Source organism: Rathayibacter iranicus NCPPB 2253 = VKM Ac-1602 (assembly GCF_003149025.1).
Classification (GTDB): domain Bacteria; phylum Actinomycetota; class Actinomycetes; order Actinomycetales; family Microbacteriaceae; genus Rathayibacter; species Rathayibacter iranicus.
The window spans coordinates 48,487-62,701 of the sequence record NZ_QGDV01000018.1; the positions used below are offsets into that span (position 1 = coordinate 48,487).

Below are 14,215 nucleotides of genomic sequence, written 5' to 3' on the forward strand. Positions count from 1 at the left end.
GCGCGAGCCTCAGGTCGTCTTGACCGCGTTGTCCCCGTGGTTGCCGATGACCTCGTAGGCCGTGCTGCCGACGGCGCGGACCGGCTTCACGTTCATGTGGCCCGTCGCCCACTGATTGCCGAGCACCGAGACGGCCCGGGCGTTGACCGCTTCGACGCAGTGGGTCCAGCCCGCGCCCTGGTCCTCGCACGCGAAGATGTTGCCGGTGATGCTGAAGCCGACCGTCCGCGCGACCGGCGAGACGCCCAGGATCTGGATCGCCGGGTAGGTGTTCGCCGCGGCCTTGCCTCCGTTGCTGATCGCGTTGCCGACGATCTGGATCTGCGCGAGGTCCTCGCTCAGCCACGGTGGCATCGTGTAGACGAGGGACTGGCGACGTGCACCCTCCATGATGTTGTTCGCGATGGTGATGCGTCGATTGCCGCGGAGTTCGATATTGACCTGCGGCGATCCGTCGAGGTGATTGCCGAGGATCCGTAGGGGGCCGCCCTCGACCGAAATGTCGGCCTCGCTCGCGCCGATGTTGTTCTCGACGATCCAGGAGTCGATCATCCGGTAACTCGACCAGATGCCGGTGCCGGTGCACTGGTCGATGCTGCAGCGCTGGATGCGGTTGAGCAGGCCGAGGTCGCCGAATGTGCCGTCGTTCAGGCGCATGCCGAATCCGGTCCAGCCATAGAGTTGGAGGGAGTCGAGCACGGACTTGTCAAGGTGGGCCGAAACACAGGGCGCGCCGCGGCCGTCCGCATCAAGGATCAGATTGTCGAAGCGGCAGGAGGTGAAGGCACCCGAAACGACCGGTGCGTTCGTCAGCGAGCGGATGCGGGTCGAGAGTTCGCCCGCGCCACGGAAGGCGATGCTCGACAGACCCGTAGCCCGGCCGATCGAGCCGGCGATGCGGTAGATGCCGCGGGGAAAGTAGACGACGCCGCCGAACGACGCGATTGCGGCGTCAATTGTGGTGTTGATCGCGGGTAGGTCGTCGGTGCTGCCGTCGCCGGTCGCACCGAAATCCTGCACGTTGTAGACCAGCTCGCCCTTGGCGACCGGGCGCTCGCCGGAGTCGGTGCGGACTGCCTCCGGCAGCTGCGCGACGGGAACGAGGGAGTCGGCGTCGAGACCGGCGACGCCCAGGGGGGAGCCGATGGCGGATCGGAGGAGGGGGTCCCCGGGGGAAGGAGTGACGAGCGTCGCGCCGAAGGGGCTGGCGAAGAGACCGCGGCGGGTGAGCTCGGCGGTCAGTGCTGCGAAGAGGGGCATGCGCACACAGTCGACCGCGGGAGACGCGAGCGCATCCCTCCGGATGGGGGTCTTGCCGCGGTAGCGATCGTCGGCAGGTCGGGTCTCAGGACGCGCGCTGCCTGATGGCCCCGTGGCGGCGGCCCCTCGGGGTGCTGGCGGAGCCGCAGAGCGTGGCTCCCGCTGCGGGGTCGAGTGGTCGTAGATGGGGGTGTGACTGGCGGAGGGAGCCCGGTGCGCGAGTGTTCGTGGCGCGGGGGATCTCGAGACGCGGGCTTTAGCCCGGGGTGCCACTCGGGCGGAGGGAACGCGCCACGGGACCCTGGCGCCTACCATGCAGACATGCAGCGTTCGCAGGGACTGGGGCTCCTCGACGTCGCGATCGCGGGCCTGCTGGGGCTGTTCGCTCTTGCGGTGATCGTGCGAGCGACTGCGCTGTTCATCGTCGATCCGCCGGTGAGCTGGTCGTTCGTCATCGCGTTCGGCACGGCCGTGGCGCTCACCGCCGCTCTGCGCATCCCACTCGGCCGCCGCTCCGGGATGCCGACCGCCGGCCTGAGCGTCACCCTCCTCGTGATCGCGGCGCCCGGCGCCGACCCACTGCGCCTGCTGGGCATCCTGACCGCGGCGACCCTCGTCACGCAGCTGGTGCAGACCCGCAACGTCGCGGTCGCCGCCTATGTGACCGGCCTCGGCTCTCTCGCCTCGCTGGCCCACATGGAGGTGCTCGCCGCGCTGGAGAAGCTGGTGCCCGCTCCGCTGGCCTTGCTCCCCGCGACCGCCGTGTTCCTTCTGATCGTGCTGAGCGTCGATCTGCTCCGTCAGCGCGGGCGCTGGAGCATGGACTGGACGCCCGGGTTCGACGCGCTGGTGCCGCGTCGGGTGGCGCTCCTCTTCGGGACTCTGTGGCTGCTCGCGGTCGTGATCCGCTTCCTCGACCGCACCGTCGTTCCGGCGATGGCCGTGGATCCGACGCTGGAGCAGAGCCCGATCGTGGTTCTCGTGGTCGCGGCTCTCGTGTTCAGCGTCGCCAAGCGGCTGGAGGTGCACCGCGTCCGGCGTCGCCTGGCCGGGGTGCTCGACGCCGCGCTCGAGCTGCCCTGGGGAGGTGTCGCCCAGGCCGAGAGCACGCTTCTCACTCACGCCCGCACGAGCATCGAGGCCGACGACATCGTCATGCGCGATGAGCCAGCATCGGGGACTGAGATCGGCTCCGAGATGCTGCTGCCCGACGGTCGCATCCGCCATGTCGTCGCCTCCAAGCGGGTCAGCGCCGTGCCGTTCGGCGTCGAGGAGGAGCGGGTCCTCGACGCCCTCGCGCACATGGGCGCCGATACGCTGGGCGCCCGCGACGACGTGGAGTCGCTGCGCCGCTTCGTTGACCGCGATGCGCTGACCGGTTTGCCCAACCAGCGGGCGTTCCAGGCGGCGCTCGCTGAGGCCAACCGCGACCGGCGTCCGCTCGAGGGGATCGCGGTGCTGTTTCTCGATCTCGACGACTTCAAGAATCTCAACGACGGACGTGGACACCATGTCGGCGACAAGATGCTCAGCCTGGTCGGGCAGCGCCTCGGCGAGGCGGCGGCCGAGGGCGGCGGCTTCGCGGCGCGGATCGGCGGCGACGAGTTCGTGTTCCTCCTGCGCGGACTGCGCTCGGCGACGGATGCGCGCACGCGCGCTCAGGCGCTGATCGAGGCGGTGAGCACCCCGGGCGTCGTCGAGGGCGACACTCTGGCGCCGGTGCTGAGCGGTGGAGTGGCGTTCTCGGCGCACGAAGAGCCGGACCCGTCGCTGATCGTGATCGAGGCGGATCGCAGTATGCTCGCGCTCAAGCGCAGCCGCGGCAGGAACGGGCGGGAGCGTTCGAGTGCGCTGGATGTCATGTCGGTCGTCGCCGATCCGGTGCGGGAGGCTGCGGTCCGGGCCGTGCGCGAGCACACCCTGGATGTCGCATACCAGCCAATTGTCAATCTGCGCACGGGATGCATTTGGGCGTTCGAGGCGCTCGTGCGCCTCGAGGATCCCGTCGTCGGGCAGGTGGACCCTCCGCTCCTGATCGAGCACGTCCGAGACCTCGGCCTGCTTGATGAGCTGACCGTGCAGGTGGTGGAGAAGGCGATGGGCGCGGCCGAGAGCTTCCGCGCCACCGCGCCGGGCGTGACGTGCATGAGCGTCAACGTGGACCTCGAGCAGCTTGGTGTCGATCGGCTCGGCGCTTATCTGGCTGAGCTTCCGGGCCGATTCCCGCAGCTGCGTCTGTGCGTGGAGCTGAACGAGCGCTCACTCGACGCCGCGGACGACGCTCTGCGGATGCAGGCGCGGCGGCTGCGTGAGGCGGGCCTGCTGATCGCGCTCGACGACTACGGGGCCTGGGGCACCTCCGCGTCGGCCGTCGCCACGTTTCCGCTCGACATCCTCAAACTCGACCGCAGCCTGATCGAGGATCTCGGAAACGTGCACTCCCGCGAGCTCGTGCGCGCTCTGCACTCGTTCGCGGCTGCGGTCGGCGTGCGTGCGATTGTCGAGGGCGCCGAGGACGAGGAAACGATCACGCTGCTCAAGGAGCTGGGAGTGACGGATGTGCAGGGGTATTTCTTCGGCCGCCCCGTCACCCGGAAGGGGGCGGAGTACCGCCTGCTGGCAACGGGATCCATGGCGGTGATTCCCTAGAATGACGCGAGAACGGGCGTTCCCCGACACTCCGACAGGAACCAGTGCGACCGTTCGGTTCCTCGACACTCGAGCCCCGTCACAGCGGATGCTCACCTCCGCTGATCGGATCGACAGCTCCATGCCCTCCTCCCTCCTGCACCGACGCGTTCTGCACCGGCGCCTCCTGGCCGCCGCCCTGGCGCCGGCGCTGTGCCTCGGACTTGCGCTCGGCGCCACTACTCCGGCCGCGGCCGCCGACATCGTCGACCCCGTGACAGGAGCGGTCGTGCAGGGAGCCGCGACGGGCGCCACGATCACTGTGGCGGCCGGAGCGCCGTTGCAGTACCTGGCTGTTCCGATCGCCGAGGGCGTCACTCCGACCCGCGTCCTCGCCACGCTGGCGACGGATGCTCCGGTGCAGGGCGCGCTCGTCGTGGTCGTCGCCGGCCGCACCGTGCAGACCGTCGAGGCCTCAGCTCGGACCCTCGACCTGCCCGTCCAACAGGGCGACGTGGTCGACGGCGTGCTGGCAATCGGCTTCCAGCTCACCGGCGCCTCCGCCTCGACCGGCGCCCTCTGCGAGGTGCCCGGACGCGCGCTGACCGTCTCCGACGTCGCGGTGCTCAGCGACGGCACTCCGACCGCCCCGACCACCGTGGGCGGCTTTTTCCCCGACGCGGTCTCGGCCGTCTCGATCCTGGTGCCCGACGGCGCCGGCGACGCTCTGCGCGCCGCAGGGCTCTCGGCGGCTGCCTCGCTCGCCTCCCGCTACCCGGTCGGCACGAGCATCACGGTCTCGGAGGAGGGCGCCACCGGCGCACGCCCGCAGCTCGACGCCGCGACCGGCCGCGTCGTCCGCTTCTCCGCGGGCGAGGGCGCCGTGGTCTCGGCGATCGCACAGAACGCCGGAGTCCCCGAACTCACGCTGACCGGCGCGGAGGGCGATCTTGCCGCGGCCGGAGCGGCACTCGGCAGCGAGTTCGCCGGCCTCGCGTCGAGCGCGAGCACGACCGGGCTGGCGCAGAAGGTGATCCCGTCGAGTTCGCTCGAGCACTCCCTGGCCGATTTCGGAGCCGAGCGGATCGCGCTCGGCAGCACAGGCGCCTCCGCCAGCTACACCACAATCACGCAATCGGCGTTCGGCGGTCCGGTCTCGACGGTGCAGGTCGACCTCGTCGGCACGCACTCCGCGATCCCCGCGGGTATTACCGCGACCGCGAACGTGTACTGGAACGACTTCCTGATCGGCTCGAGCGTCCTCGGCACGGACACGGCGATCGACATGCAGCTCACGGTGCCCACTGGCCAGCTCGCCTCCTCGAACGCCCTGTCGGTGCGGCTCTCGGCAGTGCGCGAGGGCGACGGGCAGTGCATCGGCTCGGCCGACACCGTGCCGATCGAGTTTTTCGTGGACGGAGCGGGCTCCACCGTGACGGGCGTCCGCGGCGAGTCGCCGGCTCCGGGCTTTGGCCGGTTTCCGCAGGCGTTCGGCGGCGAACTCGCTGTGGCGTTCGGCGGATCGGCGAGCGGCCCCGACGCGCTACGCAGCGCGGGCGACCTGGTGACGGCGCTGCAACGCGTCGACTCCCGACCGCTCGCCGTCTCGGTCGTCGGACTCGACGACTTCCTCGACTCCGACAGCTCGGGCCTGGTCGTCAGCGCGGGCGCAGACGAAGCGGAGGCGCTGCGCTCGCCGCTGCGCCTCGCCTCCTTCACGGCCATCGATTCTTCCCGTGTGGAGTACGGAGTCGGCACCGAGGCGCCCTACGCTGCGCTCGAGGCGTTCACGGCCAACGGACGCGACATCGTCCTCCTCGGGGGGTGGAGCCCGGACGGCGCGTCCTCCTCCGAGCTACAGACGTCCATCGCCGCCTGGGCCGCCACCGAGGGCTGGGCCTCGCTCGCCGGTGACCTGGCCGTCTCGGGCAGCGCCGGTGCCGATCCGGTGCAGATCGACAGCAACGAGATCACTCCGCAGGCCGAGGTGAAGGACGACTACTCCGCCTACGCGATCTGGTTCGTCGTGGCCGTCGTCGTGATCGGCCTGCTCATCCTGCTCGGCTGGCTGCTGCGCCGCCGACGCTCGCGTCGGGTCGCGTCCTACGTCGATGCGCAGGAACGGGCCGGCTCGGAGACGGGACCCGGCGACCCGGCCGGCCCCGTCACTCCGCTCGACCCCGCCACCCCTGACGACCGACGCCCGGCCCACTGAACACCGTGACCGCGACGCTCACCGCCCGCCGGCGCATCCCCACGTCCGCACGAGCGCCGTGGTGGCGGGAGGCATGGGAGCGTCTCGGCCGGCCCGTCACCGGGCGTCAGGTCCCCGGCACAGTCGTGGTGCTGGTCGTCGCGCTGCTGGTCGGCTTCGTCGCGTGCCTGGTCACCACGTCCTCCGGCATCAACCTCGCCTACGCCGACACGCAGAGCCACCTCGCCATTTCGCGGCGCATCATCGACTCGAAGGCTCCCGGATTCACGCAGCTCGGCACCGTCTGGCTGCCCATCCCGAGCCTCGTGCTCATCCCGTTCGTGCAGTCGCTCTGGCTCTGGCACACCGGCTGGGCAGCCGGGCTGCTCGGGATGATCTGCCTGGCCGGCACCGCGTGCGGCGTCTATCGAATCTCGGCACGGGTCGGGCACCTGCGCGCCGGACGGATCACCGCCGTCCTGCTCGTGCTGGCGAATCCGGGCGTCCTCTACTCCTTCTCTACCGCGATGACGGAGCCGGTGCTCATCGTGACGATGGTCGCCTGCTTCTCGGGTCTGGCGCACTGGGTCACCAGCCGCCGCAGCCTCAGCGCCGGCGAGATGATGGTGTTCTCTGGCCTTCCCGCAGCGGCCGCGACCCTCTCGCGCTACGAGGGCTGGGTGCTCGTCTTCGGCGGGACAGTCGTCGTGCTGATCGTCGCGTGGCGGCGCAAGCGCTCCTTCTTCTACGCGGTGAAAATGGCTTGTGCGTTCGGGATTCTGCCGCTGGTCGCGATCCTGTGGTGGCTCGTCTACAACTTCGCCGTGTACTCCAATCCGCTCGAATTCATGAACGGGCAATACTCGGCGGCGAACCTCCAAAAGTCGGTCGCGGATGCCGGACTGCTGGCCTACCAGGGCAATGCGGGCCTCACGCTCTGGACCTACAACTGGGCCGTGCTCGAAACCTCGGGCCTGGTCACGGTCGCGCTCGGGCTCGCGGGGGCACTCGTGCTCGCCTGGCGGCGCGGGATCTCGGACGACGCTCTCGTGATCTGGCTGATGATCGTCTCGTATGCCTTCTCGCTGCTGAGCCTCTACCTCGGCCAGACGCACATGAACAACGATCACACCTTCCCCACCAATTGGTGGAACAACCGCTACGCCCTCTCGGTGCTGCCGTTTCTCGCCGTGCTCGCGGCCGTCCTGGTCGACGCGCTGCGGCGCCTTCCGCGGGTCGGAGTTGGCGCACTCGGCCTGGTGCTCGTTCTGCTCGGCGCGCAGACGGCCTGGTGGGCGCAGGACCTCGACCGCAACGCCGTGATCGCTGAGGCCAGCGGCTACGTGCAGTTGAAGGAGGCATCGGGAGCCACCGCGGCGGCGCGCTTCCTCGGTGAGCACTACGACGGCGGGGGCGTGCTGATGGACGAGAGCGCCGCCGGCAACGCGCTCCTCCCCGAGATCGGCATCCCGCTGGCCGAGTTCTACAACCGCTCGACCGGCGAACTCTTCGACGAGGCCCTCGCTCATCCAGCGACCCACGCGAAATGGGTTTTCGTGACCACCGCCGACGCGCCCGAGCTGAGCGAGACCGGCGTCGCCGACCTGGTCTACGACTCCCTCACCCGCGACTCCACCTTCGACACCCGCTACCGGCCGGTGTTCTCGCGGGGCAACTACGTCGTCTACGAACGGCTGGGAGGCTGAGCATGGGAGCGACACGCACAGCCCGAGTGGGCGAGATCCTCCTCGAGCGCGGGCTGATCTCACCGGAGCAGCTAGACGAGGCGCTGCGCCGCCAGACTCGCGAGGGTGGGCTTTTGGGGCGGCACCTCATCCTCGACGCGGCCATCACTCGCCGCGAGATGTACGACGCCCTCGCCGAGCAGTGGGATGCCCCACTCGTCGACCTGATTGCCGAACCCCCCGAGGCCGAGCTGCTTGCCCGCGTGGGCGCCGAAACGCTGGTCGACGCCGGCTGGGTGCCCTGGCGGGTGCTGAGCGACGGGACCGGAGTGATCGCCACTTCCGTACCGCCGACCCCGGCGGTGCTCGCTGAGGCGCGCGCGATGCTCGGCGTCTCGCGGGTGAGCGTGCGCACCACCACCGACTGGGACATCTTCCGCGCCGTAGAGAGCGCCTGCCGGTCGGCGCTGCTGTTCGGTGCGGCCGACGCGCTGGCGGTCGAGAGCGGCGACGAGTCGGCGAAGGCCGGCTTGCGGCGCTGGCAGGTCGTCACTCCGCTCGTCGTCGTCGCGTTCGTGGTCGTGGGCGCCGTGCTCGCGCCGAGCCTCACCTTCGTGGTCGTGCTCGCGGCCGCGAACCTGCTGTTCCTGATGAACATCGCGTTCAAGGCGCTGGCCGGGCTGCGCGCGCCGCTGAATCGGAGTTCGGTGACGGCGTGGGAGGAGGAGGTGGCGATCGAGCGCGCCCGCCGCGGCCTCCCCGTGCACCCTCCGCGCATGACCGACGACGAGCTGCCGATCTACACGATCCTCGTCCCGGCCTACAAGGAGGCCAACATCATCAGCAAGCTGCTGGTGAACCTCGGCGCCCTCGACTACCCCAAGGCCAAACTCGAGGTCCTCGTCCTGCTGGAGGCCGACGACGACGAGACCATCGCGGCCGTGCGGCGGATGAGCCCGCCCGAGTACGTGCGGATGGTCATCGTGCCGCCCGGCGGACCGCAGACCAAGCCGCGCGCCTGCAACTACGGGCTCAGCTTCGCCCGCGGCGAGTTCGTCGTGATCTACGACGCCGAGGACCGGCCAGACCCCGACCAGCTACGACTCTGCGTGCGGCTGTTCCGCGAGGACGCCTTCGAGCGCGAGTTCGTCGATCCCCGGCAGAAGCAGCTCGTCTGCCTCCAGGGCGCGCTGAGCTATTTCAACGCCGACTACAACGTGCTCACCCGGATGTTCGCGGTCGAATACGCGCACTGGTTCGGCGCGATGCTGCCGGGCCTCGACCAGTCGCATCTCCCGATCCCGCTGGGCGGCACCTCGAACCACTTCGACACCCGCGTGCTGCGCGGACTCGGTGCCTGGGATCCCTACAACGTTACCGAAGACGCCGACCTCGGCCTCCGCGTCGCCGCGCACGGCTACCGGGTGGGCGTGGTCGACTCCAACACGTGGGAGGAGGCGTGCGCGGAAGTCCCGGCGTGGATCCGCCAACGCACCCGGTGGATCAAGGGATACATGATGACCGCTGGGGTCAACACGCGACATCCGATCCGCTGGTTCCGGGTTAATGGAATCCTCGGCTCGCTGAGCTTGGTGGCGCTGATTATGGGAACTCCGGTGGCATTCCTCCTCTATCCGCTGGTGCTGGGATTCACGGTGGTCACCTATATCGGCGTGCAGTTCCTCGGGCTCGACATTCCGGAGTGGCTGATCATCGCGGGCACCACGAACATGCTGTTCTCGAATGCGCTGATGATCGTGGTATCCGGGATCGCAGCGTGGAAGCGCTACAACTGGCGCATCGCCGCCTTCGCGCTGCTGAATCCCGTCTATTGGGTGTTGCACTCGATTTCGGCCTGGCGGGCCGCCTGGCAGATCGTCTTCAGCCCGCACAAGTGGGAGAAAACACCGCACGGTCTTACGGAGGAGTACGAGGACTCGACAATCGGGGCTCCTGCGTGATGGCTGCCGTTCGTAACCGAGGTTGAGAGCGCCTGCGCGCGGCTTTTCGGCGGCTGACGGCGGTCCTGACCTCGGTTGCGAACGCTCGGATCATCGGGCGAGCCTGGCTGGAGCGCAGGCGCTGATCGTTCTCTGCCTGGTCGATGACGAACTCCGAGAAGCCGGGCACAGCGAACGACAGGTGACCGTGCTTGTTCGCGTCGATGAGCCCCCTGTCGAGGAGGCGCTCGCGACTGACGGAGACGGTCGTGGCGCCAAGCATCTCGGCGAGTGTTGAGCGCTTCACATGGGTGCCGCCGAGGACCCGTGGAACGAAGCGGCCCTCAGAGGAAATTCAGAGCGCCGCCTGGCCGAACTGCTGCAACTTGTCTGCCCGGCCGGGCAGTTTCGGCGGGACCGACCCCGGGGTGTAGGGATTGAGTAACATCAGAGCCTCGCTATCACGCTGTTATACATCGGGCCGATGTGCGACAATGCGACAAACGATCTCGAGGTGAGCAGTTGACATTGCGCGGCCGAGCGTTTTGCAGGGGCCGGAGACGTCGCTGCTGTTCCCGGCGTACCAGAGATCGAGGTCTAAGACCTTTTCGGCGATCTGAGGCCTGTGTAGGTCGAGTGAGGGCCGCGGTGGCCCCCGCTTCCATCCTTGGCGCGGGAAGTGTGGGTGCAGGTCAGACGTCGCTTTGGGCTAAAACGACTGGAGATCATTCTGACCTCGATCCGACATTTTCATGATTCGCGCGAGTTCGTGGATACGATCAAGAAGAAGAGCGGGGACTTTCGCGTCGGAGTCGTAGAGGGCATCGACGACCGTCTCCAGGCAGAGCACGTACTCCGTGTGCTTGTTCAAGTCTCGGCACCAGGAGAACCATTCGGGATCGAAACGCTCCTCCAGTCGATCGAGCAACTGACCGAGGGCAAGTTCCATTCGGGTGGAGTAGAGGATGCCGAGGCTCTTGCGCAGGATGCGCACCGTTTCCGGACGAATCGGCCCGCGGTATTTTCGGCGCCAGAAGCCCCTCGCGCGGATGGGATCAAGCGGCCCGACTCCCTCCTCCCATGTCCCGGACGAGGCATGGGCACCGGCACACCGCGGGACTCGATCCATGACTGTGTCGAGGTTCACGATGTACGCGACCGGGTAGTTTCGGGTCAGCACGTCCGGCCAGTTCTCGCTGTCCAGCCCGTGGAGGAGTTCATCCAGGCAGAGGGCGAAATCTTCGCGGCTCAGCGGATGTCGCAGGTACACCTCAGTCTGGGGATCGAGTCGCCGGCGCACCCGGTGGAGCACAGTGCGGAGTTCGGTGCGCACGCGGCGGAGTCGCTGGTCGTACATGGGTTCTCCTGTTCACGATGATGCGTGATGTGACCGGAACTACTGCGCCACCGGTCCGCGACGGTACAACCCTGGTGGCCAAGTGTGCAGACAATTCACGACGCAGAGGCCGGATACACCAACTGCAAGCGGCCATCGGAGACATCAATTTCGATAGGAAGCATATCCAAAGCTACCAGTCCCCCTCCGAATATATCTGGAGCACGGTCGAGGAAAATAAGAGAATGCTCTGTTGTGCGGTAGACAAGCCGTCCTCCCGTTGGCTCTACGTCGTCGCCAGGTCCTATCACGATAGCCTTCACCTCCTCAACCAGTGTGGTAAATTAGTTTTATGTTTTGTTTCTAGGCGAGCTGAAGGGCAATCTCGTAGAGCCGATTCCGCAGCAAGTCGAGTTCTTCATTGGGGCCGCGCGGGTAAGTGCCGTTGGTGTAGATGAGGACGTCGTTGAAACTTCCCATCCCTCTATACATGTGAAGAATATTCCTTGACGTGTCGCTGACGTCTGCGGGGCTGTCTGAGGCCTGGACTTCCTCGAGTAGGGCTTGAAACGCTTTGGCCCAGGACGCGTCTCTTGCGTCGACAAAAAGCTTCTCCAGTGCTGAAAGCGTTTCGAGCATCGTTTTAACACTCATGTGAGTGACCAAGCGCCGAGAACTTCCACGCCATCGGAAAGTGATAGCTTGCCAACGGGGGTGGAGCTTCAGCGAAACACTGCGCAAAAGATCCCGTTTCATTTCCCGTTCCACTATTGCCTGCTTTTGATACAGTATAAAAACCTATTGGAAAGCTAGTAATTATACCTCGCGCTGTGAGGCTCATTCAGGACGTTCTGAATGGTCGGTGAGGATGCTTGTCACTAGGGCTTTTGCTGCGCTCAGCTGGGTTGTGAAGAGGCGTCTGTGTCTCCTTCTGGCGAGGCATAGAGGATCGGTTCGAGGCCGTGTCGACCCCATCTTTCCTGGACGGTCGCGAGGGCCTCGAACTCGGTGAAGAGCGTGACGATCAAGGGGAGAGCTGGGCGGTCCGAGGAGTGACCTTCCGCAATTGGCTCGCTCCAGATTTTTCCGGTGCGCTGGAGGGAGCCGGCGAGAAGCTCGGTCTCCGCCTCGGGTCTGTCGCGCAGGAGATGTTCTGACTCCATTACCGCGAGGAAGATGCCAAACCCGACGTCCTGTTTTCCGAGGTCGCTCAGACATGCATCGAAGGCGTCTGCGTTGCCGTCGGAGTCGTACGGCAGCTGCAAGGCGGCGGAGATCTGATCGAAGACACGTGCGATGTCCGGCATCGCTCGGCCGCGCAGGAGCCGACTGGTGAAGCCGCGGCGCTCGTATTCGGCGACGAGACTTTCGGCCGCACCAGGTGTGTCATGGACAAAGCGGAAGGAAAAGCCAGGCTTATCAAGGGTGTCCCATGACTGGGCGCGAGGTGCTTGAATTGTTCCGAAAGGCTTGAACGGAGTCGCAGGGTCCGCGATCAGATTGCTCCAGATCGCCGCAGGGAGTTCTAGCTTCTGGGTCGTATCGACGATGACGTCAAGCACCCAAGCGTCAACAGTTCGGTAAAGGTCGTTCAGCCCGAGAGCGATCTGCTCGAGGCAGAGTCTGTACTGATCGTTGTCGAGAGAGACCCGGGCGGATCGAGCGCGCGGTCCTGGGATCACGTGCTGTGTAGCGGCGAGGACGAGCTCAAGGTCCCGGGCGATCTGTTGCTGTTGTTCTGCATTCAGGCGCATAATTCCTCTCTGGTGAGTTGACGGGTTTGCGTGGTGGCTAGCTACTGTCGCATCGACGTCGCGCTTTTAATCGGCGGTCGTGTCGTAGTGAGTGCCGATCGTGATTGGGGTAGATCAGCCGGAGGCCGACGATCCTTCTCGCTGGTGGCGCCCATCGCACCGCTTTCGGAGAACCGATACGCCGGCGTAATCTGAGGTAGCCCTTTCTGCGCGACTCTCAGATGGATTTTAGACGGGTCCATCTCGACGACAAATTTCACTTTGGAAGGAGCGGTCGGAGATCCTTCGCAAATAGTCCTGTGGGCCGTCCGGCGCGGGACGGTCCGCGTCCACCCATTCACGGCAAACGAGTATTCGAGTTGGTTTACGTCGATGGCGATCTTGCCTTGACGGTTATGTGCATTCGCATGTGCGGACTGGTCTCCTTGAACAAGGCGCTTACACCTCGTGGTTCGGAATCGGTGGCTGAATGAGGTCTATATGCTGCTCTGACCATCGACGTATCACCTCGCCATACTGTTCGAGGGGAGAGAGAAGGGTAACGATGAGTGGTTTGGCGTCTCTGTCCCATTCTTGTGCTTCATTTATCGGAGTTGACCATATCCGGCCCGCGCGGCGTAAACTGCCGGCCAAGAATTCGAAGACGTCGGATGGCGATTCACTGAGGAGCAGGTGCGCGTCTGTGATCGTAATGCACACACCTTTTCCGACCTCGCGATCTCCTAGGTCGCTGATGCACTCGTTAAAGGCGTATGGATTGTATCCGAAGTAGTATGGAAATTGCATCCCGGCGGCAAATTCGTCGTAGAGGGCTTCCTCGGACAGCATCTTATTCCCTCGAAGTCTTTTCGAAAAGTAGCCTTCCTTCTTTTGGTAATCAGTTAACTGCTGACCCAAGTCTGCGCCAGCGTTCATGAAGTAGGTCTGTAACCCGGGCTCGGGTCGCAGAGACCATGGTGTCGAAGATTTCACTGGCGCCCTTTTCCTGTGTGAACTTGCACACTGCCGTGATCGGTGGATATTTGCTGTTACTCGCTCAGAGTGTACGACCTCCGTGGTCGGCGTAGTCTGCGGCGCACTTGATTTGGTCAGGGGTCATTTTGCCTATCGTCGAGTTGATTAATTCGCTTGGCTGACGCTCGCGTGGGCTCTAAGTGCTTTATTCATCTTCTCTCCCTCAAGCATCGAAAACCCTGTTAGATGCTTTCTCCATCCAGAAGCGCACGGATATTTCTTTGTCGAATTGATCGGCTCGGAAGGGCGCGGTTAGCTCGGTAAATTGGCTCATCGTAATTGGGGGTGTAGTCGGGGTCTGAAGCCGCCAGTTTCGAGCAGGCTGCGGGCGATGTAGTTGGTGAGGTTGCGGAAGCCGAGGGCGGTGCCGCGGAGGTGTTCGAGGCGGCCGTTGATCGCTTCGG

9 protein-coding genes are annotated in these 14,215 nt (G+C 65.9%); 4 read left to right on the forward strand and 5 right to left on the reverse strand.

Annotated features, from left to right (window positions below; all coding sequences use genetic code 11):
- Positions 1–9: 9 nt before the first annotated feature.
- On the reverse strand, positions 10–1,260 hold the full coding sequence (locus tag B0H03_RS14300) for a glycosyl hydrolase family 28-related protein (RefSeq protein WP_127844016.1): 1,251 nt from the start codon (positions 1,258–1,260) through the stop codon (positions 10–12).
- A gap of 321 nt (positions 1,261–1,581) precedes the next feature.
- Here B0H03_RS14300 and B0H03_RS14305 point away from each other — a divergent pair, with 321 nt between their 5' ends.
- The 4 genes from B0H03_RS14305 to B0H03_RS14320 all read left to right on the forward strand — a co-directional run bounded on the left by B0H03_RS14305 (position 1,582) and on the right by B0H03_RS14320 (position 9,728).
- Positions 1,582–3,909 (forward strand): EAL domain-containing protein, encoded by a 2,328-nt coding sequence (locus B0H03_RS14305; RefSeq protein WP_104265822.1) that lies wholly within the window; start codon positions 1,582–1,584, stop codon positions 3,907–3,909.
- 121 nt (positions 3,910–4,030) lie between these two features.
- Positions 4,031–6,103, forward strand: a complete 2,073-nt coding sequence (locus B0H03_RS14310; protein ID WP_127844017.1) for a hypothetical protein — start codon at positions 4,031–4,033, stop codon at positions 6,101–6,103.
- Between the two features lie 5 nt (positions 6,104–6,108).
- Positions 6,109–7,788, forward strand: a complete 1,680-nt coding sequence (locus B0H03_RS14315; RefSeq protein ID WP_104265824.1) for an ArnT family glycosyltransferase — start codon at positions 6,109–6,111, stop codon at positions 7,786–7,788.
- 2 nt (positions 7,789–7,790) lie between these two features.
- Positions 7,791–9,728 (forward strand): glycosyltransferase, encoded by a 1,938-nt coding sequence (locus tag B0H03_RS14320; protein ID WP_104354381.1) that lies wholly within the window; start codon positions 7,791–7,793, stop codon positions 9,726–9,728.
- 688 nt (positions 9,729–10,416) lie between these two features.
- Here the strand turns inward: B0H03_RS14320 and B0H03_RS14330 are convergent.
- The 4 genes from B0H03_RS14330 to B0H03_RS14345 all read right to left on the reverse strand — a co-directional run bounded on the left by B0H03_RS14330 (position 10,417) and on the right by B0H03_RS14345 (position 13,712).
- Entirely contained in the window at positions 10,417–11,064 is a 648-nt protein-coding gene (locus B0H03_RS14330; protein WP_104265827.1) for a hypothetical protein, read from the reverse strand.
- Positions 11,065–11,406: 342 nt separating this feature from the next.
- Positions 11,407–11,682: a DUF6966 domain-containing protein gene (locus tag B0H03_RS14335; protein WP_104265828.1), complete on the reverse strand. Its 276-nt coding sequence runs from the start codon at positions 11,680–11,682 to the stop codon at positions 11,407–11,409.
- 257 nt (positions 11,683–11,939) lie between these two features.
- A complete protein-coding gene (locus B0H03_RS14340) occupies positions 11,940–12,797 on the reverse strand; it encodes a barstar family protein (protein ID WP_104265829.1) in 858 nt (285 codons plus the stop codon).
- Between the two features lie 438 nt (positions 12,798–13,235).
- Positions 13,236–13,712 (reverse strand): barstar family protein, encoded by a 477-nt coding sequence (locus tag B0H03_RS14345; RefSeq protein ID WP_104265830.1) that lies wholly within the window; start codon positions 13,710–13,712, stop codon positions 13,236–13,238.
- Between the last annotated feature and the right edge of the window lie 503 nt (positions 13,713–14,215).